The following is a 15,413-nucleotide window of genomic DNA, read 5'->3' on the forward strand; positions in this document are numbered from 1 at the left end:
ACCGATGGCATGGCGCTGATCGCGCGCATGGGCATCGTGCTGGCCTCGGGCGCCATCGGCTATGTCGCGGGCCCCGAGATCGCCCTCTGGCTCGACATGCCCGAGCGCCTGACCATCGTCGGCGTGACCGTCCTCGGCCCGCTGGCGCTGGAAACCGCCGCCGCGGCGCTGCTCTGGCTCAAGCGCGACCCGGCCCATCTGGCGGAAATGCTGCGCCTCTGGCGGGGCGGCAAATGAGCCTGCCCCTCTACCTTACCCTCACCGCCGCCATCTGGCTGGCGCTGATCGTCTGGCCCTGACGCCCGGGGTCGCGCCGACTTCCCATCCCTGACAAAGCCCAAGGAGGGCAATGCAAATGAAACTCGTGCCCAACTGGCGCGCGGTGCTGCGCCGTGCGTGGTCGGTCTGGATCCTGGCCGCCATGGTCATCCTGTCCGGCCTTGAGGCCGCCGCCGCGCTGCTATCCGCCGACATGCTTGGTCTGCCGCCCGATATCTACGCCGCCGCGGTGGGGCTTCTGTCCGCCGCCGCGATGCTGGCCAGGGTGATCGCCCAGACCGGGCTTGCGGGGGCAGACGAATGATCCGCCGTCGCACCGCCACGAAGGGCGGGGCCGCCGCCGCAGTGATCGCCGCCGCCGTCGCGCTGATCGCCCCCTGGGAGGGCCTCCGCACCGCCTCCTATCGGGATATCGTCGGCGTCTGGACGATCTGCTACGGCGAGACCGTGGGCGTCGGCCCCGGCCAGACCGCGACGCCGGAAGAGTGCCGCAGCCGCCTCGCGGCCCGCGCCGCTGAGTTCGAGGCCGAGATCCGCCCCTGTCTGCCCGCCGCGCTGCCCATCGAGACCCGCGCCGCCTTCGTCTCGGCCGCCTACAATATCGGCTCCGGCGCCTTCTGCCGGTCGAGCATGTCCCGCCGGGCCCTCGCTGGCGATCTGCCCGGCGCCTGCGATGCCCTCATGCTGTGGGTGAAGGCGGGCGGCCAGACCGTGCCCGGCCTCGTCAACCGCCGCACCGCGGAACGCGACCTATGCCGCTCCGGCCTCGACTGATCCTCGCGGCGCTCTTGCTGGCCAGCTGCGGCGGCCTGCCGGGGCCCCTTGGCCCCAACCTCGCCGCCAACGTCCAGGCCGGGGCCGAGAACGTGCAAGGTGTGAAGGTCGAGAACGCCCCCAGCATCGTGCGCCCCCGCGCCCGCGAGATCCGACAGGAGCAATCCGAGAACAGGGTCAGGGCGGATCGCGTCGAGACCGTCGTCGTCAACGAGATCCCCGCCTGGATCGTCCTGATCGCCCTGATCGGATGGATCGCCCCCTCGCCAGGCGAGATCGGACGAAGGGTAGGGGAGGCCGTCAAGGGGCGCTGAAACCGTCACAAGGGCATGGTCTTCGGACGAGGACGTGGCTGTGATCTGGCTCCTCCTCCTCAGGTGCAGTTGCCCGTCACAAGGGCATGATCTTCGGACGCGGCTCAGGGCAGAACCGCGGTCGGCGCTGAGGTGCAGTTGCCCGTCACAAGGGCATGATCTTCGGACTCAGGTTCTGGAACGCCTTGATCTGACGCATCTTTTTGCATGCGAATCCGAACCCGATGCGAGCGGAGGATATTTCGTCCTTCCGCTTCCTGCAAGCCTGGGGTTTTCAGGGGCAAAAGCCCAAATCCAATCAATGGCTTGCGGATAATTCTGTACCCGATTCCGGCTTTGGCACTGTCCAGGTGGGCAAATCGACGGGCGCAATTGTTCATTCCGCTGGTTCCATCTCTTCGGTCAGTGCGCCGACCAGATGAAAGACGGTCCGGTCGTGCATGATATCCGGGGCTTCCTCTGCCACTCTTCCGCCGAACAGGGCCGCGACATAGCCAAGCGACCTTTCATCGCGCAGGTTCTCGCGGATCTTGTTCTGCTTGAGATGCTCGATGGATTTCGCCGCCAAAACGGCATCGGTCAGTTGGTGATCCTTCATGGTCCAGGCGATCACGATGTTCTCGCGTTCCAGCAGGGTCACGATGGCGGACACGACGGCATTTTTCAGCTTGCGGTCGTAGGCCATGAGATCGCGCGCCCTGTTCATGTCGGCGGTCAGGTCCAGGCGATCTCCGGTCTTGGGCTTAAGTGCATTGAAATGTGCAAACCAGTTTCGGTTCTGGATTCTGGGATCATTGCCCGGAGCGCCTTCCGCGATATGGAAGAGGCGGGCGGTTTCGCCCTTGATCTGATCAACCAGACCCGCGTGCGTGTCGCATTGCGCCTGCATCTTGCGGAGCGCGAAGACGATCTGGCCGTTCTCGAACTCCTGCAGAGGTGAACGCCTGTTCTCTTTCGGAGGCTCTTTCGAGAACACATCGCAGGGGGTCAGACCTGCTTGGTACAGGAGCGCATTCGTCACGAAATAAAGGTCGCGCTCCCAGATGCCCGAGAAGTCGGCCAGCCGTCCCATGACGCTCATCAGGATCTCGTTGGTCCGGACGTGGTTCGTCAGGCGCACGTGGTTGGCCAGACGGCGATGGCGGATCACGGTCTGCAGCGAGGTCAGATAGTCCTTCACGGATTTCTTGTCGTCGTGGGCGAGTTTCCGTTTCTTGCAGAGGGCCGCGTGCATTTCCGTCCGCAGCGCCTGCGCCCGGTCCACCTGCGAGGGCGCATCGCCGATCCGGGCCTCAAGTCCCTCCAGTTCTCCGATCATGGCCTGGTCGACCTTCGCGGTCGCGAAGATGGGGGCCAGGACGCGCAGGTTGCCGAAGCGCAGCATTTCGCGCAGGCCGCGCAGGGGAAGGCGCTCGTGCTCGCCATGCTGCAGGGAGGAGGGCAGAACGCGGTCGCGGATCCCGGTCGTTTCGAAGATCACGGCCAGGTCGTCGTGGTCCCGGAGGGGCGTGCTGCCGTCGAACTTTGCGTCATGCATGTCGAGATACAGCTCGAACAGCCGTTCGAGGCGGCCGCCATCGGGCGTGGCCTTCTGCCCGTTCGACCAGCGCCGGAGCTGATGCAGCAACCGCCCGACCTCGGACACCGGGATCAGGTGGCAGACGGCATAGAGCGCGGCCTCCCATCTTTCCGGCGTGCCCAAGCTGCCTGACGAAGGAAGTTCGTCGACATTCGAAAGCGGCGTTTCGCTGGGCCGACTTTCGGCGTCGATCCCGGCAAGCCAGCCCAGCTTGTGATCGGACAGGTACTTGTCGAAGGCCAGCGCCATCACGTCGCAATTCAGGTTTTCGAGGAAGGCGGCCTGATCGCGTGCGGCTTCGCGGTCGGATTCGTATCCGGCCTGAACGCGGAACTCGGTCGCCGTCAGCCCGGCGAGATCGTCCAGAAAGCGCCGGATGCCCTGTCCCTCGGGTACCTTGATCTGCCCGACCATGCGGGCCCTGTCCGCCTCGTTCTTCGTGATGCCGACCGTGGCCTTCTGAGCGCGCTCGGTGGCGGTTTCGATCCATCGGTTCAGCTGCGCGGCCGGGGCTTCGGCAATCCAGGTTCGGAACCCGGACTGATACAGCAGCCGGGTCAGAATATACCGGCAGTGGATCGCCGGGACCTTCATGCTTTCCCGGTTGACGCTTTTCGGCAGCTTCAGACCGTTACAGGTGTTTTCGGCGCGCGTCACCACCCGCGAGTACCGCGGCAGGGGCGGCAAGGTCTTCTCCGTGGACTTGGGATGCAGAAGGGCCCAGATCTCTGCAAGGCGCCCCTCATCCAGGAAGAGCTCGGCATGGGCGCCGCGAAGATCTTCCTTCAGGCGCGCCTCGCGATTGGCCTGGTCTTCGGCGTGAAGATCCTGCAGGCGCGCGACGGCGCCCGGATCGCAGGTCTTCACGGTTTTCGTCAGGGCGTCCTTGAAGCCGTCGAGACCGCGGAAGTGAAAGCTGGAATGGCGCAGCTGCGAGAAGACCTCGCAGATCGCTTCCAGGGTCTTCTGGAAGTCGTCCCCGGTGCCGAGACGCTCGGCCGACCCACCAAAGATCACAGGGGCATGCGCTTCGGCCTCCTCCCGGTTCTCCTCCAGCTTTCCTGTCTTTCGCTTCCCGCTCTTTTCGTGCTTGCTCTCCCAGGACATCGTGATGTCGTTCGCGACCTCATCCGGCGACAGCCAGTCCCCGAGGGTGCGGTTGGCATGGGACAGGGCCGACCGCCAGATCCGCACGAAAGCCTCGTTGCGCTTGATCTCGATCTGCCCGGCACTGGTCCAGTAGTGGCTTTCAGAGACGTCAGCGGGCCAGTTCCGGTTGATGTTGGCCACCATGTCGCTGTTGCCGCGCCGCCCCGCCTCGTAATGGAGGATGCGGCCCAGGCGGATCAGGGCCGCGATTTCGCGGTTCTGATGCTGATGCCCGATCAGGGCCAGCAATGCGGTTTTGTCCTTCGGAAGAATGGCAGACACCTTGCGGCGGCCGGTTCCCTTCTCGCGTCCGGGCCTGGCCTCATGTTCGCGGCGGTCTTTCCTGTGCCGCTTGAGCGCCTGGCGGTAATAGCCTTCGACCGCCCGGTGCAGGGCCAGAAGGCCGGGCATCTGCTTTTCGGCTTCGGCAAAACTCAGGGCGCGGCCGTCTTGCTGGAAGATCCGCCCAAAATGCTCGAACAGCACGGCGGCGGCCGTCCGCCAGGCGACGCGGTGGTCTTCCTTCTCCTGCGCCTTTGCAGCCAGCACGATCTTTCGCGCGACGTCGTGCGGGATGAAGTAGCGATCTTCGTCCTCCTTCGACCAGGCGGCCTCTTGCGGGGGCTTGGGCCTTTGCGGGACCCGGGCCTTTTTCAGGACGTTCTTTTCGATGCTGGAAGCCCGCCGGACGGCCCGTCCGGCATCCCGGGTTCCGCCGCCCGTCTTGAATTCGGTTTCAAGCAGATGGATCCGGATATCGCGGGCAATCGCGACCGCGTCGGCCTTGCCATAGCCGACCTCGCCCGCAAAGCGCGTATAGAGGCGGCCCTTGGGCGTCGCCGGTTTGGGGCCGTCCTTGGTGCCGTCCGGATAGGGATGCACGCGCCGGTCCCATCTTTTCCTGAGATCTTCCAACTCCGCTGCAGGCACGTCGCGAAGCGGCCCCTCCGGTCCGGTCAGGTCGGCCCAGATCGCCTTGCCCAGCCTCTCGCGGAACTTGCGCTGATAGCTTGACGGTTTGTCCTTGCCCTTGGGCTTCTTGGCGATCTTGTCCATCGCCGAGGCCCACTGGCCTATCACGGCCTCCGGGTCCGAGAGCAGGAAATCGGGAATGTTGCGTGCCGCCGTCTCCATCTTCAGGACGATCTTCCGATCCGAAAGGGAGGTCTGGCTGCGGCCGAATTTCTTGACTATTGGCATCTGAAAACCCTTCGCAGAATATGCCGTAGCGTAACAAATCGTAAAGTTTCGCCAAGATTTTTTGCAGTCAGGATTGACAATGAACCGAAATCAGCTTCGGAAATGCGTGCAAATTGCTGAAGTAAAAAACAAAATTCGTGGTCCTTGGGGGTATATCCGGCCTTGCGCGATGTGCTTTGGCGGCAGATTGGCTTCAGGTTTGGAAAGGCGCCATATTTGTGCTATGCAATCAAAGGCCTCCAGAAGGTGAGGCTGAAGACCATGCCCTCGTGACGGGCAACTGCACCCCACGTCCACCGCTTGTCCAGCACCCCCGGCGGGGCTGAAGACCATGCCCTCGTGACGGGCAACTGCACCGGCCGAGGAGGGCCGAAGGATGACGGACCAAAGGCTGAAGACCATGCCCTCGTGACGGGCAACTGCACCCACGACATAGTCGCAGGTCCAGTCGGGCTCTTCGGGCTGAAGACCATGCCCTCGTGACGGGCAACTGCACCTCGCGCTCTGTCGCGTTGTGAACCACGATCTGGCTGAAGACCATGCCCTCGTGACGGGCAACTGCACCTCGCGCTCTGTCGCGTTGTGAACCACGATCTGGCTGAAGACCATGCCCTCGTGACGGGCAACTGCACCTCGCGCTCTGTCGCGTTGTGAACCACGATCTGGCTGAAGACCATGCCCTCGTGACGGGCAACTGCACCCCGAAGTTTTCATCTCAGCCTTCTCCACGGCTGAAGACCATGCCCTCGTGACGGGCAACTGCACCGCGCCAGATGGAGGGATACGATGCGCCGCTTGGGCTGAAGACCATGCCCTCGTGACCGGCAAATTCAGCGCAGTTCGGACGGTCACAACCGCCGAACATGCCATTCTGCGCAAATGCCGAGGCGGCTGCGTCAACCGTGCGCTCCGAAAACCCCTTGTGGACTTTTGTCCCTTATGCCTTACTTTGAGGACAAAGGAGGTGCGCCATGCTGCAACCCGTGGAGTTTCAGGAAAGCCCTGCGCCAAGCGCAGGCTATTCGCCGGACGAGACCGTCGCCCTTCAGCGCGCGGTCATCAACCTCATGGGGCGCTGGGGCGTCCGCGACGAGGACGCAGCGACGCTTCTGGGTGGCCTGTCGGTCAAGACTTACCGGCGGTGGCGCTCAGGCGATTACGGCCGCGTCGGTCGCGACCTGGCCGACCGCATGTCGAATCTTCTGGGGATCCACAAGGCGCTGCGGATCCTGTTTCAGGACCCCGCCCGCGGATACGCTTGGGTGACCAGGCCGAACGAGGCTTTCGGCGGCCGGTCGCCGCTTGACGTGATGCGGCAAGGCGGCATGGGCGACCTTCAGCGCGTCCGGGCCTATCTGGACAGCGCACGGGGCGGGTGGTGACCTTTCCCACGTCGCGCGTTGCCTGGGCGCAAACCCATCGTCTGGTCCTGTCGCATTTCCCGCCCATCGACCTTTACGACGACATCGCCGATCCGCGCGACTGGGAACTGATATCGGCCGCGGTGCAGCGGACCAATCCGCGCCTGGCGGAAAGCCATGGCGATCTGTCGCTGGTACCGCCGCACCGGCGCCGGGGTGGCGAGGGCATGTCCTGGGTGATGGCGCCCTTCGTGCATGTTTCGAAGGACCGGCCGACGCGGTTTTCCGATGGCTCCTATGGCGTCTACTACGCGGGCGACACGCTGGAAACGGCACTGCGCGAGCATTGCTATCACATGGCGCGCGTCTATGCCGACGGCCACGAGCCGGAAGGCTGGGTCTCGGAGGTGCGCGAGCTGGTCGGTGCCGTCGATGCCGATCTGGTCGATCTGCGGAGCGGCGGCGCCGAGCCCTATCTCGATCCGGATCCGGCAAGCTATGCCGCACCGCAGGCGCTTGCGGCAGAGTTGCGGGCGAAGGATGCCAACGGGATCGTCTATCCCAGCGTCCGCAATCCCGGCGGCGCCTGCATCGGAGTGTTCTGGCCCGATGTGGTCGAGCCACCGCGCCAGGCCGATCATTACCGCTATCACTGGGACGGTCGGCAGATCGACTATGTGCGCCGGATCAGCGGCGACCGCGCGATCTTCGATCTGACGCAAGGGTGATGGGCAACGGACGGTCGGAGCCTCTGGCCGGGCCGGAGCCAGGTTCGAGAGTCGTCTGAAAAGCACTGGCAAGCCTGGGTACGAAGATTGGGCGCGCGTGCTGGGCGGAGCTACCGCTTGGGAGGGGCCTTCCGAATCGTCTTCGATGCATCGGACCCACGTTGCATCCGCCACCTCAACCTATTGATTTAGCTGACCGCCGGTTTCTGGGACGTTGCAACGGAAGTTGCTGGGGACGCATGGCAAATACGACCCTCCCCAGCGCGCCATTAAAACCGTGTGGGCTGTCAAGCAAAGCTGACTTTCCTGTCAGATCGCTGACCCACAGGGCCGTCCTTCGGCGGTTAAGCGGCGTTGCTCAACTGAGCGTCCGATCGTAGTCTTGAGGGAGACCCGTTCCTCTTTCCCGCTTGGAAAATGCGCTTGGCCAAAAGCCTTCCAGCCCTCCGCGGTACCAGCTTCACCCCATTGCCGCTGACGGTTCCCCATGCCGCGTTCGAGCCAGCATCGTCGCTGCTGTCGCGTCTTGCGGCCAGGAACGGGGCCGGATCGGTGCAGCAATTCTGTGGCGACATCGCCTTTCCGATCGATCCGCTGTTCAGGGGCGAGCCCGTCGCCATCGTGCACCTGGCCCAACTGGCCGTATGCGATCCTGCCGCCCTGGGAAAGGTCTCGATCCGGCATCTCGGGCGGAACCGCTTTCGCCTGCGCGACGAGATCGCCACAACCCACAGCCTTCATCGCAGCCGCGTCCGCGTCTGCCCGGCCTGCGTCCGGAGCGAGGTGCCCGCCGCGGGCTAGGCTTGGCGCCTGCCGCGCCGCCTGCACTGGAAGCTCGTCTCGGTCCGGTCCTGCCCGGACCACGGCTGCGGGCTGGTGTCGCTGCCGCCCGAGACTTTCTCGAGGAACGGCAAGGACTTCACCGCCCAGATCCGAAAGCACTTCGACTGGATCCTGGCGCAGGAACCGGTTCCGGCCGACCACACCCCGTTCGAGCGGTATCTGGCCGCCCGTGTCCTGACGGGCCGTAAGGGCGACTGGATCGACAGCCTCGCGCTCAACGTGGCGTCGCGCGCCTGCGAGGTGCTGGGCCTGCTTCTGGACCGTGGTCCCGAGGCGGCGCTGACGGGGCACGGCGCGGCGGACTGGGTGCGGTTCGGGGCCAGAGGCTACGAGGTGCTGAGCGCTGGCCCGGACGCGCTCTGCGCCTGCCTTGCTGCCGTGGCGGGTGCGGACGGCGGCAGGCGGCGGTTCTTCGGCCGGGCCTATGGCCCCTGGATGGCCTGGCTCGGAGGCCGCGGGCTGGGGGAGGAGGCCGAGCCGCTTCGGGCTGTCGTCCGCCGCCATGTCTTCCAGACTTTTCCGATCCGGAAGGGTGTCACGGTGCTCGGCTTGCCGTCGGAGGGGCGTGCTGCCTCCGGTCCGCCCGCGGCGGCCGCGCTGACGGGGCTTGGCGGGACGGCTCTGGATGGCCTTGTCCGGAGGGGGCTTGCGCGGCGCGACCGGTGCGGTGGCGTCGTCCTGAACGGGTTTGTCACCGACAGGATGCTGGATGCCTATCGGCGCGAGACGACGGCTGCGGTCCGGCCCGCGGAAGACAGCCCGCGTGAGGCGGAAGGGAATGGGCCTCGCGTCGCCACGCCGGGCGGTCCACTTCTGGCCCGGGGGCTCTCCCTCAGCGAGGCCGCGGGCTATCTGCGCGTGACGGCCAAGACCGTGACTTATCTGACCGAACAGGGCCTGCTGAGCCGCGCCGATCCGGCCGGGCGGCATCGCAAGGGCACACGGGCTGTGTCGCAAGCCAGTCTACGTGCTTTCCGGGCACGATACATCTCACTCGGCGAGCTCGCAGAGCTGTTGAAGCGCCCGCAGGGGGCATTGTCGATGAGGCTCCGGAACACCGGCATCGACATGCTGGCGATGCCGCCTGACTTCAGCAGGATTTATTGGCGCGAGGATGTGCTGGCTGCCGATCCGAGATTGTCGTGAATGGCAGCCCGAACGCGCCGGGCGTCAGCAGGCCCTCCTGGCAGGGGCGAAAGAGCGATTGCCCAAGATGAAATATGCGTCATTCAGGGCGGTTTCCAGAAGTTCGCTGCGGATGCGAAAGGACTTGAGCCATCCCCCGAAACCGGACGTTCGAATCCCGCTCACCGCCTCACCTGGCCGGAGCGTGAACTGGTGCGCCAACTTGGCGAAAAGCTCTATGGGCCTCGGATGGTCGAACGGGGATCCGCCAATGGCTGACTGGACACCTGCCATGGTCGAGGACCGCCTCGAGAACGCCGCCGAGGTTTTTTGGTCCCTGCCTGAGGTGAAGCCGCAGGGCTACTTCAATGCGTGGCCCGACTATTTCCACAGCTTTGCCGATCACGTCGGCCAGAAGCCGCGAATGCGCCGACCCAGGCCCAGCCCGGGTGACATCACCCAGGCTGAGGATGCTCTCCTCTGGCTGCGCTGGCTCGATCCGGCCGATGCGCGCCTGCTCTGGCTCCGGGCGAACCGCAAGCCGTGGAAGCCGATCTGTTGGGAGCTCGGCATCAGCCGCGCGACAGCGAACCGGCGCTGGCAGTACGGGATCGCAGTGATCGTCTGGCGGCTGAACGGCAGGCGGGTGCCGAGGAACCGATCCCTTGCCTACATCGTTGAGAAGATGTCATGATCCATTGCGATGAAGCCAAGTCCCCGCGCTCGCGGCGCCGCAGTAGGAGGTTTTCATTTGATACTGGCTACACTGGACGGTGCCTGCTACATGTTGGGGTGACAGCTTGGAGAGGACACAGACATGGGATCTGTGAAGGTAGGAAAGTTCTTTCGTGTTCAAACCACCGGTCGTGATGGAAAAACCGGAGCGTTTGTGATGCGGCATTCGCCTGCTGGGAGCGAGGTCGTAACTCTCAAGCGTGACGCGTATGTGGCGGCCAAGAAGGCTGCAGCGAAAGCCCTGAAAGCGCGTAAACAGTCGGCATGATAAACGTTGACGAGCGACAATCCTGTATTTGATCTTCTTGGCGCAGAAGGCGACGATATCGAGGCGCTGACTGCATATGCGCTGTATAAGCGCCATAAGAGAGCGTGGGCCAAAGAATTTACCGCAGCAAGCGGTTCTTCACCCACTCTTGAAGATGACAAAGCGTTCGCAAAAGTCGCGTCGACTGAAGACCAGCTCGAGCGATATCGAAAAGACGCACGCGACATTCTAATTGCATTCGCAAATCAGACCGTGAACGAGTCCCGCGCAGACATCGAGCGAGAGGCCATCACTGCGCGCATCGAAAAAGCGGCTACCGAAGTGGGTAGTCAGACATCGTTCTGGAAGCAAGTCGGGTTCGGAATTGTCGCTACGGCGATCAACACCCTCATTCTGATTATCCTTGCCGTTGGCATCAGGCTTTCGGGGATCGATTTCTTGGATATGCTTCAAGAAATCGGTGCGCCGACCGAACTTGAGGACAGCACGTCGGAGTGACCCGCGCCTGTTTTTGCTGTAGTCGCGCAATCCAATGTAGACGTTCTGACTCAGCATCTTGCTTTGAGCCCTTTGCGTTCATTGATCTGTGAAGCTAAGGTATCCAGATTTCTCCCGTTAGAGGGAAAGACTCTACTCAACAAGGATACGAGGGGTATGGCTGTCTACTTCTTCACAGAGCTTGATGGCGTGCCGCAAGAGCAGCCTCAGATCAAAATTGGATTCTCCAATAACATCACTCGAAGGCAGGCAACTTTACAAACTGCGAACCCGCGAGAAATCGCCCTTATGGGACACATTCAAAGCAACGGACGGCAAGATGACAGAGCGATAGAACGCGACCTACATCTACTTTTCGTTGACAGACGCGGGCGCGGAGAATGGTTCAGAATTTACCCTGAAGATGTCATTGCGGCGCTTCATCGATATTCATCCACTGCATATCTCGCGGTTGGGGATTGTGCATTTGAAATTATTGGCTATGACCGAGACGGTGTTCCTGAGTTTGCCAGTCCCTGGCCTTGGGGTGACTTTGAAACAAGCGAATTTTGTCCATCGTGCGGATGGGCCTGCGGTTGGACCTATAGCGAAAACGTTGGATGCGAGTATTGTATCGAGTGCGGAGCCAATGAAATCGACTACGAGGACGGCGCATCATACGAAGGGAGATAAGTCGGTTGCTGGAAAGGCGAGCGGCAGCTTTAGGAGCGCTGCGAAGCAGCAGCCCGCCCGCGCGACCGGCAGCTTAGGGCGGACTGCGGACGTTCGGCCCCGTTCCCAACCATCGGCCGAGCTTTCCCGAACCGGACCTTCACCGCGCCTCGACGCCGAGTCGGCCGGATCGCGGAAGTCTGGGCGGAAACTGGACGTTCGCTGCATGCGCGAAAGCACCCTTGCCTCAACGCCGAAGCGGACATTCCGCCAGGATCATCCCGCTGAGCCGTAGGTGATCTACACAGAGCTCAGAAAGCGGACTTGGCTGTCGGGGCATTGACCGCGAGATATACGGCGGCACATAGTCTGTTCAGGTCGCCGGGAAAAATCATGTATTATTATGTCGATGAAAGCGGAAACACAGGGTTACATCTATTCGACCCTGCCCAGCCGCTGCTCTATTATGGGGTTCTCGGAGCCCGCGCCAATCTGGACGTAATTTCCGCCCCGCTGTTACGGACGCTTAGAAAAGAGCTTGGAGTGAAGCGAATTCACGCCAATGAGCTTGGCGTCGCAAAGCTGACGACAATTGCTGAACGGCTCGAGAAATTTAGCAAGAAGAACGATCTTCGATTTTCGATCTTCACGGTCGACAAGAAAGATCATGCAATCATTAGCTATTTCGACCAAGTCTTCGATGCAGGCTTGAATGACGCCGTCGCGTGGAATCATTATTGGACTCCGTTGCGTTACCCCTTGCTCTTCAAAGTTGCGCACCTGTTCGATGAGGACATCGCCAAAGCTGCGTGGAAGGCGAGACTGGAGAAAAACACTGCACGCTGTGCCAAGATGCTTCAGGATGTCCATAGGCGGCTACTCGCCAACATCAACAGGCTGCCTGATGCCCGCTCGCGGGAACTCATCGACGGTGCCATCCGCTGGGCAGATGCAAATCCCGACGAGATCAGTTACGGCGTGGGCAACTACGATACCTCGTTACAGATCTCCCCCAATCTGGTCGGCTTCCAATCGGTCCTTTACGGAATCGGCAGGGAGTCAACGGCCATGGGGCAGAAAGTGCATAAGATTACTGTCGACCGTCAGACTGAGTTCAATAAAGCGCAAGCGGAGTTGGCAGAAATTTACCAGAAGCTGCGCGGCCATAAGTCCAGCCTCGGCCCAGGCATGCCCGAGTTCGATTACTCGACGCTCCCGGAGATTCCACCTGAATACAAACCTGGCGATGAAAGTGCTGGGCTCGAGCTTGTCGATGTCACGCTTTGGACCGCGAAGAGGATGCGCGAGGGTAAGCCCGTGTCGGAAGAGCTGAAAAGCCTATTCTTTCGACAAACACGGCGCGGACATACCGATGAGGTATCACTTGCTGCACTCGATCACCGCTGGCGGTTCCTGGCCGACCTTCCACTGCCGGGACCAGAGAATCCGATTTCGCCGGAGCTGCAAGCTGCCGTCGATGAGATGGAACGCAAGCGCCGAGCGGCGGTAGCGTCCCTCAGATGAAGCGAAAGGTCCGCTATCTGCAAACTGCGCCTGAAATGGTAGAGACAGCCCATCCACGACATTCATGCCCCGTCCAGCATCCGACCAACCTCCGACACGAACGGCGGAGAGCGGCCGTTCGATGCGCCCTGGATGAACGGCAGCGGTACGCAGGAGAAGAACCCTCGTTTCTCCTGGGACGTGGGGAAAATTCAGTCCAGCCCAAACGCAGCCGAAGCGGCTACGATTGACGATGGTTGGTGAAATCCAATACTGGCTAGACGTAATTTACGAATGCTCCTGCGCGCCTTTAATCCGGGATTTCGACTTCCCGTCGGCCCGCTCGAATTTTTCATTTCGCCACTCAATGCTCTCATAGTTTGACCCAGCCACCAACTCCACCCCACAATAGTAACGTTTATTCTTCCATATTATGCCAAAATGCCGTGCTGGCTTCACGCGGTAAAGCCCGACCATTTGCGGCGCACCGCCAGTGAATTTGTCGCCTCCGGCGTCAATCGAATGGAATAGTTTTTGGAAAGCGTGGCGGCTTGTATTAGCTTCCTCCTCTTGTGAAGAAGAGCCTATACTTTTCTCTAACCCGTCGCGCCCTGTGCCTGAAATAGTCAAGAATTGGGAATATTCTGGACTTAGCTTGACTTCGTCATCGATCCATTTTCGACTTTTGGTTGACCAACTTGATTTCCAGAGGAGAAACTTACATCCCATACCGGCGCCGTCACGAGCCCCATGAAGTAGGATGAAATCCTCAATCAGCGCATCTTGAGAGTTCTCCAAGGAGCGCTTGACCGTAGTTAACCATCTGCCGTGCCGTTCTCGGGCATTGGCATTTCCATCAAAAAGGATGCCCGCTTCAATCTGACGTGTCACTTGATTAAGAATCTGGGAAGGAAAAAATGCGGACCCACAGTATCCGAAGATGTCTGGGCTGCCACTTGAAGCGAATGTTTTTTGCCCTGAATCCCAGCGGTGTTCGTGCTTCTTCCAAGTGATTCGGCTATCGGAAACTATGTAGAGAGCGCAAGGCCCTCGAGAATCTAGGGATAGTTCAGAGGCAATCGTTGTCATTGTCAGGCTCGCAAGTATCTGCTATCAGAGACTAAAGGCATGAGTAGCTTTCTCGTGGCCGCACTTGCAACTCCAATCCGCCCCTCCAAAAATCATTGTGGGGTGCTCGAGGTGAGGGCCCGCCAACTTAGTTGGCGGGCTGATTGGTTCCTCGGCAGTGATCGACAAAAAGCTGTAACTAAGTTGCGCAGTTGCGACGCTTTACGGTCACTTTTCACATGGGGTTGCTCGGGAAGCTCGCTGTATTTGGAGTGCGGTCAGGGCTGAGGACCAGCCGTTCGCTGCATGGGTCACGAATGGCCGGTGTGGGCCGTTTGCTCCTCTGGTTGTGGCCAGCTTCATCAGTCAAGCGGAGGTCCGCTTGTGCGATTCGTCAACAGGGAACGGCAGGGGCGTCGAACGGCCGCTATCGGCAGCGAGCGCCCGAGTCGGTGCGCCAGGCGCTCAGGCGCCATGCTGCGCCGCCGCAGGTCCGCGCCGAGCCCTTATCACACTGCCGCCTTTGCAATGGACTGCCGAACTCCTATCCTCGGTTACTATGTTGTGACGGAGAGCGATTGATGGCCGAAGGCGACAAGAACGATGATTTGAAACGCTGGGTCCACATTATGAATAGGGGCCATGGCTACGCCGGTGTTTTCAACCACGATGGCGCCGACGACAAGCGCATCGTTGAGGAAAACACCATTGAAGAATGGCGTGCATCAATTAAGGCGGAGCTTGGTGTTGAAGTGGACACACCTCTGTCGAATATAAATGATCCACCGGACTTCTTCGTTCCAATCAACGGCCAGCATCTCAACGTAGAACTCGTGCAACTGGTCGAGAAAGAGCATAAAAGAAGAGCCGCGAGAGGTGAAACACCATTCGCTGGTCAGTTGTTCTTGGATATGCAATGGTCGAAAGAGAGATTTATTTCAAATTTGCAGGAATTGATTTACAGGAAAGGGAAGAATATGAGAAAGTTGAGATCGCAATCGATGTACTGCTCATTCACACAGCTGAGACTTGGCTGACTTCGACAGCAGCGAAGGGGTGGCTTGCAGGGGAAAACATTGAGACTCATCCCAGTATCCGGACCGTATTCCTTCTTTTCGACTACGAGCCGGGCGAGGGAGTGGATCATTGGCCCTTGCTTCCAGTCTACGGTGAGCTGCCTCAATAGCGCAACGACGGCTAAGTCCCGCTCTCCGGACTTTGGCGGCCTGAGTGCATGCTGCAGGGCGTTGTTGCGCAAATCTAGGGGATTCATCTCGTGAATCCAGCATGCTAGCCGGGCAGCATGAGCAGACCTCCGAAGCCGACCTGCAAGACGAT

Annotated in this window: 16 protein-coding genes and 1 CRISPR repeat array; of the genes, 14 read left to right on the forward strand and 2 right to left on the reverse strand. The window is 61.2% G+C overall.

The genetic code is table 11. The annotated features are described in order from the left end of the window. The 4 genes from BYZ73_RS22905 to BYZ73_RS19520 form a co-directional block, all read left to right on the forward strand. A partial coding sequence (locus BYZ73_RS22905; protein ID WP_181498118.1) for a hypothetical protein occupies positions 1-237 on the forward strand: 237 nt, incomplete at its 5' end. Positions 238-355: 118 nt separating this feature from the next. Then, the gene (locus tag BYZ73_RS19510; protein WP_112317336.1) at positions 356-583 is read left to right on the forward strand and encodes a DUF7940 domain-containing protein; all 228 of its coding nucleotides are present in this window, start codon (positions 356-358) and stop codon (positions 581-583) included. After that, positions 580-1,053 (forward strand): lysozyme, encoded by a 474-nt coding sequence (locus BYZ73_RS19515; protein ID WP_112317337.1) that lies wholly within the window; start codon positions 580-582, stop codon positions 1,051-1,053. The genes BYZ73_RS19510 and BYZ73_RS19515 overlap by 4 nt, the downstream gene beginning before the upstream one ends. Next, positions 1,032-1,367 carry a bacteriophage spanin2 family protein gene (locus BYZ73_RS19520; protein WP_112317338.1) on the forward strand — a complete coding sequence of 112 codons (336 nt, stop codon included), beginning with the start codon at positions 1,032-1,034 and terminating at the stop codon, positions 1,365-1,367. Before BYZ73_RS19515 ends, BYZ73_RS19520 begins: the two co-directional genes overlap by 22 nt. A 376-nt stretch (positions 1,368-1,743) precedes the next feature. Here the strand turns inward: BYZ73_RS19520 and cas13a are convergent, their stop codons facing one another. Beyond that, positions 1,744-5,295: a type VI-A CRISPR-associated RNA-guided ribonuclease Cas13a gene (cas13a, locus tag BYZ73_RS19525; protein WP_112317339.1), complete on the reverse strand. Its 3,552-nt coding sequence runs from the start codon at positions 5,293-5,295 to the stop codon at positions 1,744-1,746. Between the two features lie 250 nt (positions 5,296-5,545). After that, positions 5,546-6,130: direct repeats of the CRISPR family, unit length 37 nt; unit sequence GGCTGAAGACCATGCCCTCGTGACGGGCAACTGCACC. A 136-nt stretch (positions 6,131-6,266) separates the two neighbouring features. Between cas13a and BYZ73_RS19530 the strand changes: the two genes are divergently transcribed. The 9 genes from BYZ73_RS19530 (at position 6,267) to BYZ73_RS19565 (ending at position 13,028) form a co-directional block, all read left to right on the forward strand. After that, positions 6,267-6,677: an antitoxin Xre/MbcA/ParS toxin-binding domain-containing protein gene (locus BYZ73_RS19530; RefSeq protein ID WP_112317340.1), complete on the forward strand. Its 411-nt coding sequence runs from the start codon at positions 6,267-6,269 to the stop codon at positions 6,675-6,677. Next, entirely contained in the window at positions 6,674-7,384 is a 711-nt protein-coding gene (locus BYZ73_RS19535) for an RES family NAD+ phosphorylase (RefSeq protein WP_181498120.1), read from the forward strand. The genes BYZ73_RS19530 and BYZ73_RS19535 overlap by 4 nt, the downstream gene beginning before the upstream one ends. A gap of 423 nt (positions 7,385-7,807) precedes the next feature. Then, complete coding sequence (locus BYZ73_RS23915) at positions 7,808-8,185, forward strand: TniQ family protein (protein ID WP_245943240.1); 378 nt, start codon at positions 7,808-7,810, stop codon at positions 8,183-8,185. A 75-nt stretch (positions 8,186-8,260) separates the two neighbouring features. Next, complete coding sequence (locus BYZ73_RS19540; protein WP_245895839.1) at positions 8,261-9,373, forward strand: hypothetical protein; 1,113 nt, start codon at positions 8,261-8,263, stop codon at positions 9,371-9,373. Between the two features lie 250 nt (positions 9,374-9,623). Further along, positions 9,624-10,046, forward strand: a complete 423-nt coding sequence (locus tag BYZ73_RS19550; protein WP_112317343.1) for a DUF6362 family protein — start codon at positions 9,624-9,626, stop codon at positions 10,044-10,046. Positions 10,047-10,169: 123 nt separating this feature from the next. After that, positions 10,170-10,355 (forward strand): hypothetical protein, encoded by a 186-nt coding sequence (locus BYZ73_RS22500; protein ID WP_146746346.1) that lies wholly within the window; start codon positions 10,170-10,172, stop codon positions 10,353-10,355. Between the two features lie 6 nt (positions 10,356-10,361). Next, a complete protein-coding gene (locus tag BYZ73_RS22505; protein ID WP_146746347.1) occupies positions 10,362-10,853 on the forward strand; it encodes a hypothetical protein in 492 nt (163 codons plus the stop codon). A gap of 156 nt (positions 10,854-11,009) precedes the next feature. Beyond that, positions 11,010-11,525 carry a GIY-YIG nuclease family protein gene (locus BYZ73_RS19560; RefSeq protein WP_112317345.1) on the forward strand — a complete coding sequence of 172 codons (516 nt, stop codon included), beginning with the start codon at positions 11,010-11,012 and terminating at the stop codon, positions 11,523-11,525. 372 nt (positions 11,526-11,897) lie between these two features. Continuing rightward, positions 11,898-13,028, forward strand: coding sequence for a DUF3800 domain-containing protein (locus BYZ73_RS19565; RefSeq protein ID WP_112317346.1), 1,131 nt, complete (start codon positions 11,898-11,900; stop codon positions 13,026-13,028). A 267-nt stretch (positions 13,029-13,295) separates the two neighbouring features. Here BYZ73_RS19565 and BYZ73_RS22510 read toward each other — a convergent pair whose 3' ends face one another. Then, a complete protein-coding gene (locus tag BYZ73_RS22510) occupies positions 13,296-14,096 on the reverse strand; it encodes a hypothetical protein (protein ID WP_146746348.1) in 801 nt (266 codons plus the stop codon). A gap of 560 nt (positions 14,097-14,656) precedes the next feature. Between BYZ73_RS22510 and BYZ73_RS22515 the strand changes: the two genes are divergently transcribed. Continuing rightward, positions 14,657-15,112 carry a hypothetical protein gene (locus BYZ73_RS22515; RefSeq protein ID WP_146176343.1) on the forward strand — a complete coding sequence of 152 codons (456 nt, stop codon included), beginning with the start codon at positions 14,657-14,659 and terminating at the stop codon, positions 15,110-15,112. Positions 15,113-15,413: the final 301 nt, after the last annotated feature.

The sequence above is a fragment of the Rhodovulum viride genome, from assembly GCF_003265965.1.
Taxonomy (GTDB): Bacteria; Pseudomonadota; Alphaproteobacteria; order Rhodobacterales; family Rhodobacteraceae; genus Rhodovulum; species Rhodovulum kholense.

Bases quoted from the DNA above. Each gene is read 5' to 3' on its own strand.
- BYZ73_RS19560 (WP_112317345.1), top strand. From the start codon at position 11,010: ATGGCTGTCTACTTCTTCACAGAGCTTGATGGCGTGCCGCAAGAGCAG.
- BYZ73_RS19510 (WP_112317336.1), top strand. From the start codon at position 356: ATGAAACTCGTGCCCAACTGGCGCGCGGTGCTGCGCCGTGCGTGGTCG.
- BYZ73_RS19530 (WP_112317340.1), top strand. From the start codon at position 6,267: ATGCTGCAACCCGTGGAGTTTCAGGAAAGCCCTGCGCCAAGCGCAGGC.
- BYZ73_RS19515 (WP_112317337.1), top strand. From the start codon at position 580: ATGATCCGCCGTCGCACCGCCACGAAGGGCGGGGCCGCCGCCGCAGTG.
- BYZ73_RS19565 (WP_112317346.1), top strand. From the start codon at position 11,898: ATGTATTATTATGTCGATGAAAGCGGAAACACAGGGTTACATCTATTC.
- BYZ73_RS19520 (WP_112317338.1), top strand. From the start codon at position 1,032: ATGCCGCTCCGGCCTCGACTGATCCTCGCGGCGCTCTTGCTGGCCAGC.
- cas13a (WP_112317339.1), bottom strand. From the start codon at position 5,295: ATGCCAATAGTCAAGAAATTCGGCCGCAGCCAGACCTCCCTTTCGGAT.
- BYZ73_RS19550 (WP_112317343.1), top strand. From the start codon at position 9,624: ATGGCTGACTGGACACCTGCCATGGTCGAGGACCGCCTCGAGAACGCC.
- BYZ73_RS22500 (WP_146746346.1), top strand. From the start codon at position 10,170: ATGGGATCTGTGAAGGTAGGAAAGTTCTTTCGTGTTCAAACCACCGGT.
- BYZ73_RS22515 (WP_146176343.1), top strand. From the start codon at position 14,657: ATGGCCGAAGGCGACAAGAACGATGATTTGAAACGCTGGGTCCACATT.
- BYZ73_RS22510 (WP_146746348.1), bottom strand. From the start codon at position 14,096: ATGACAACGATTGCCTCTGAACTATCCCTAGATTCTCGAGGGCCTTGC.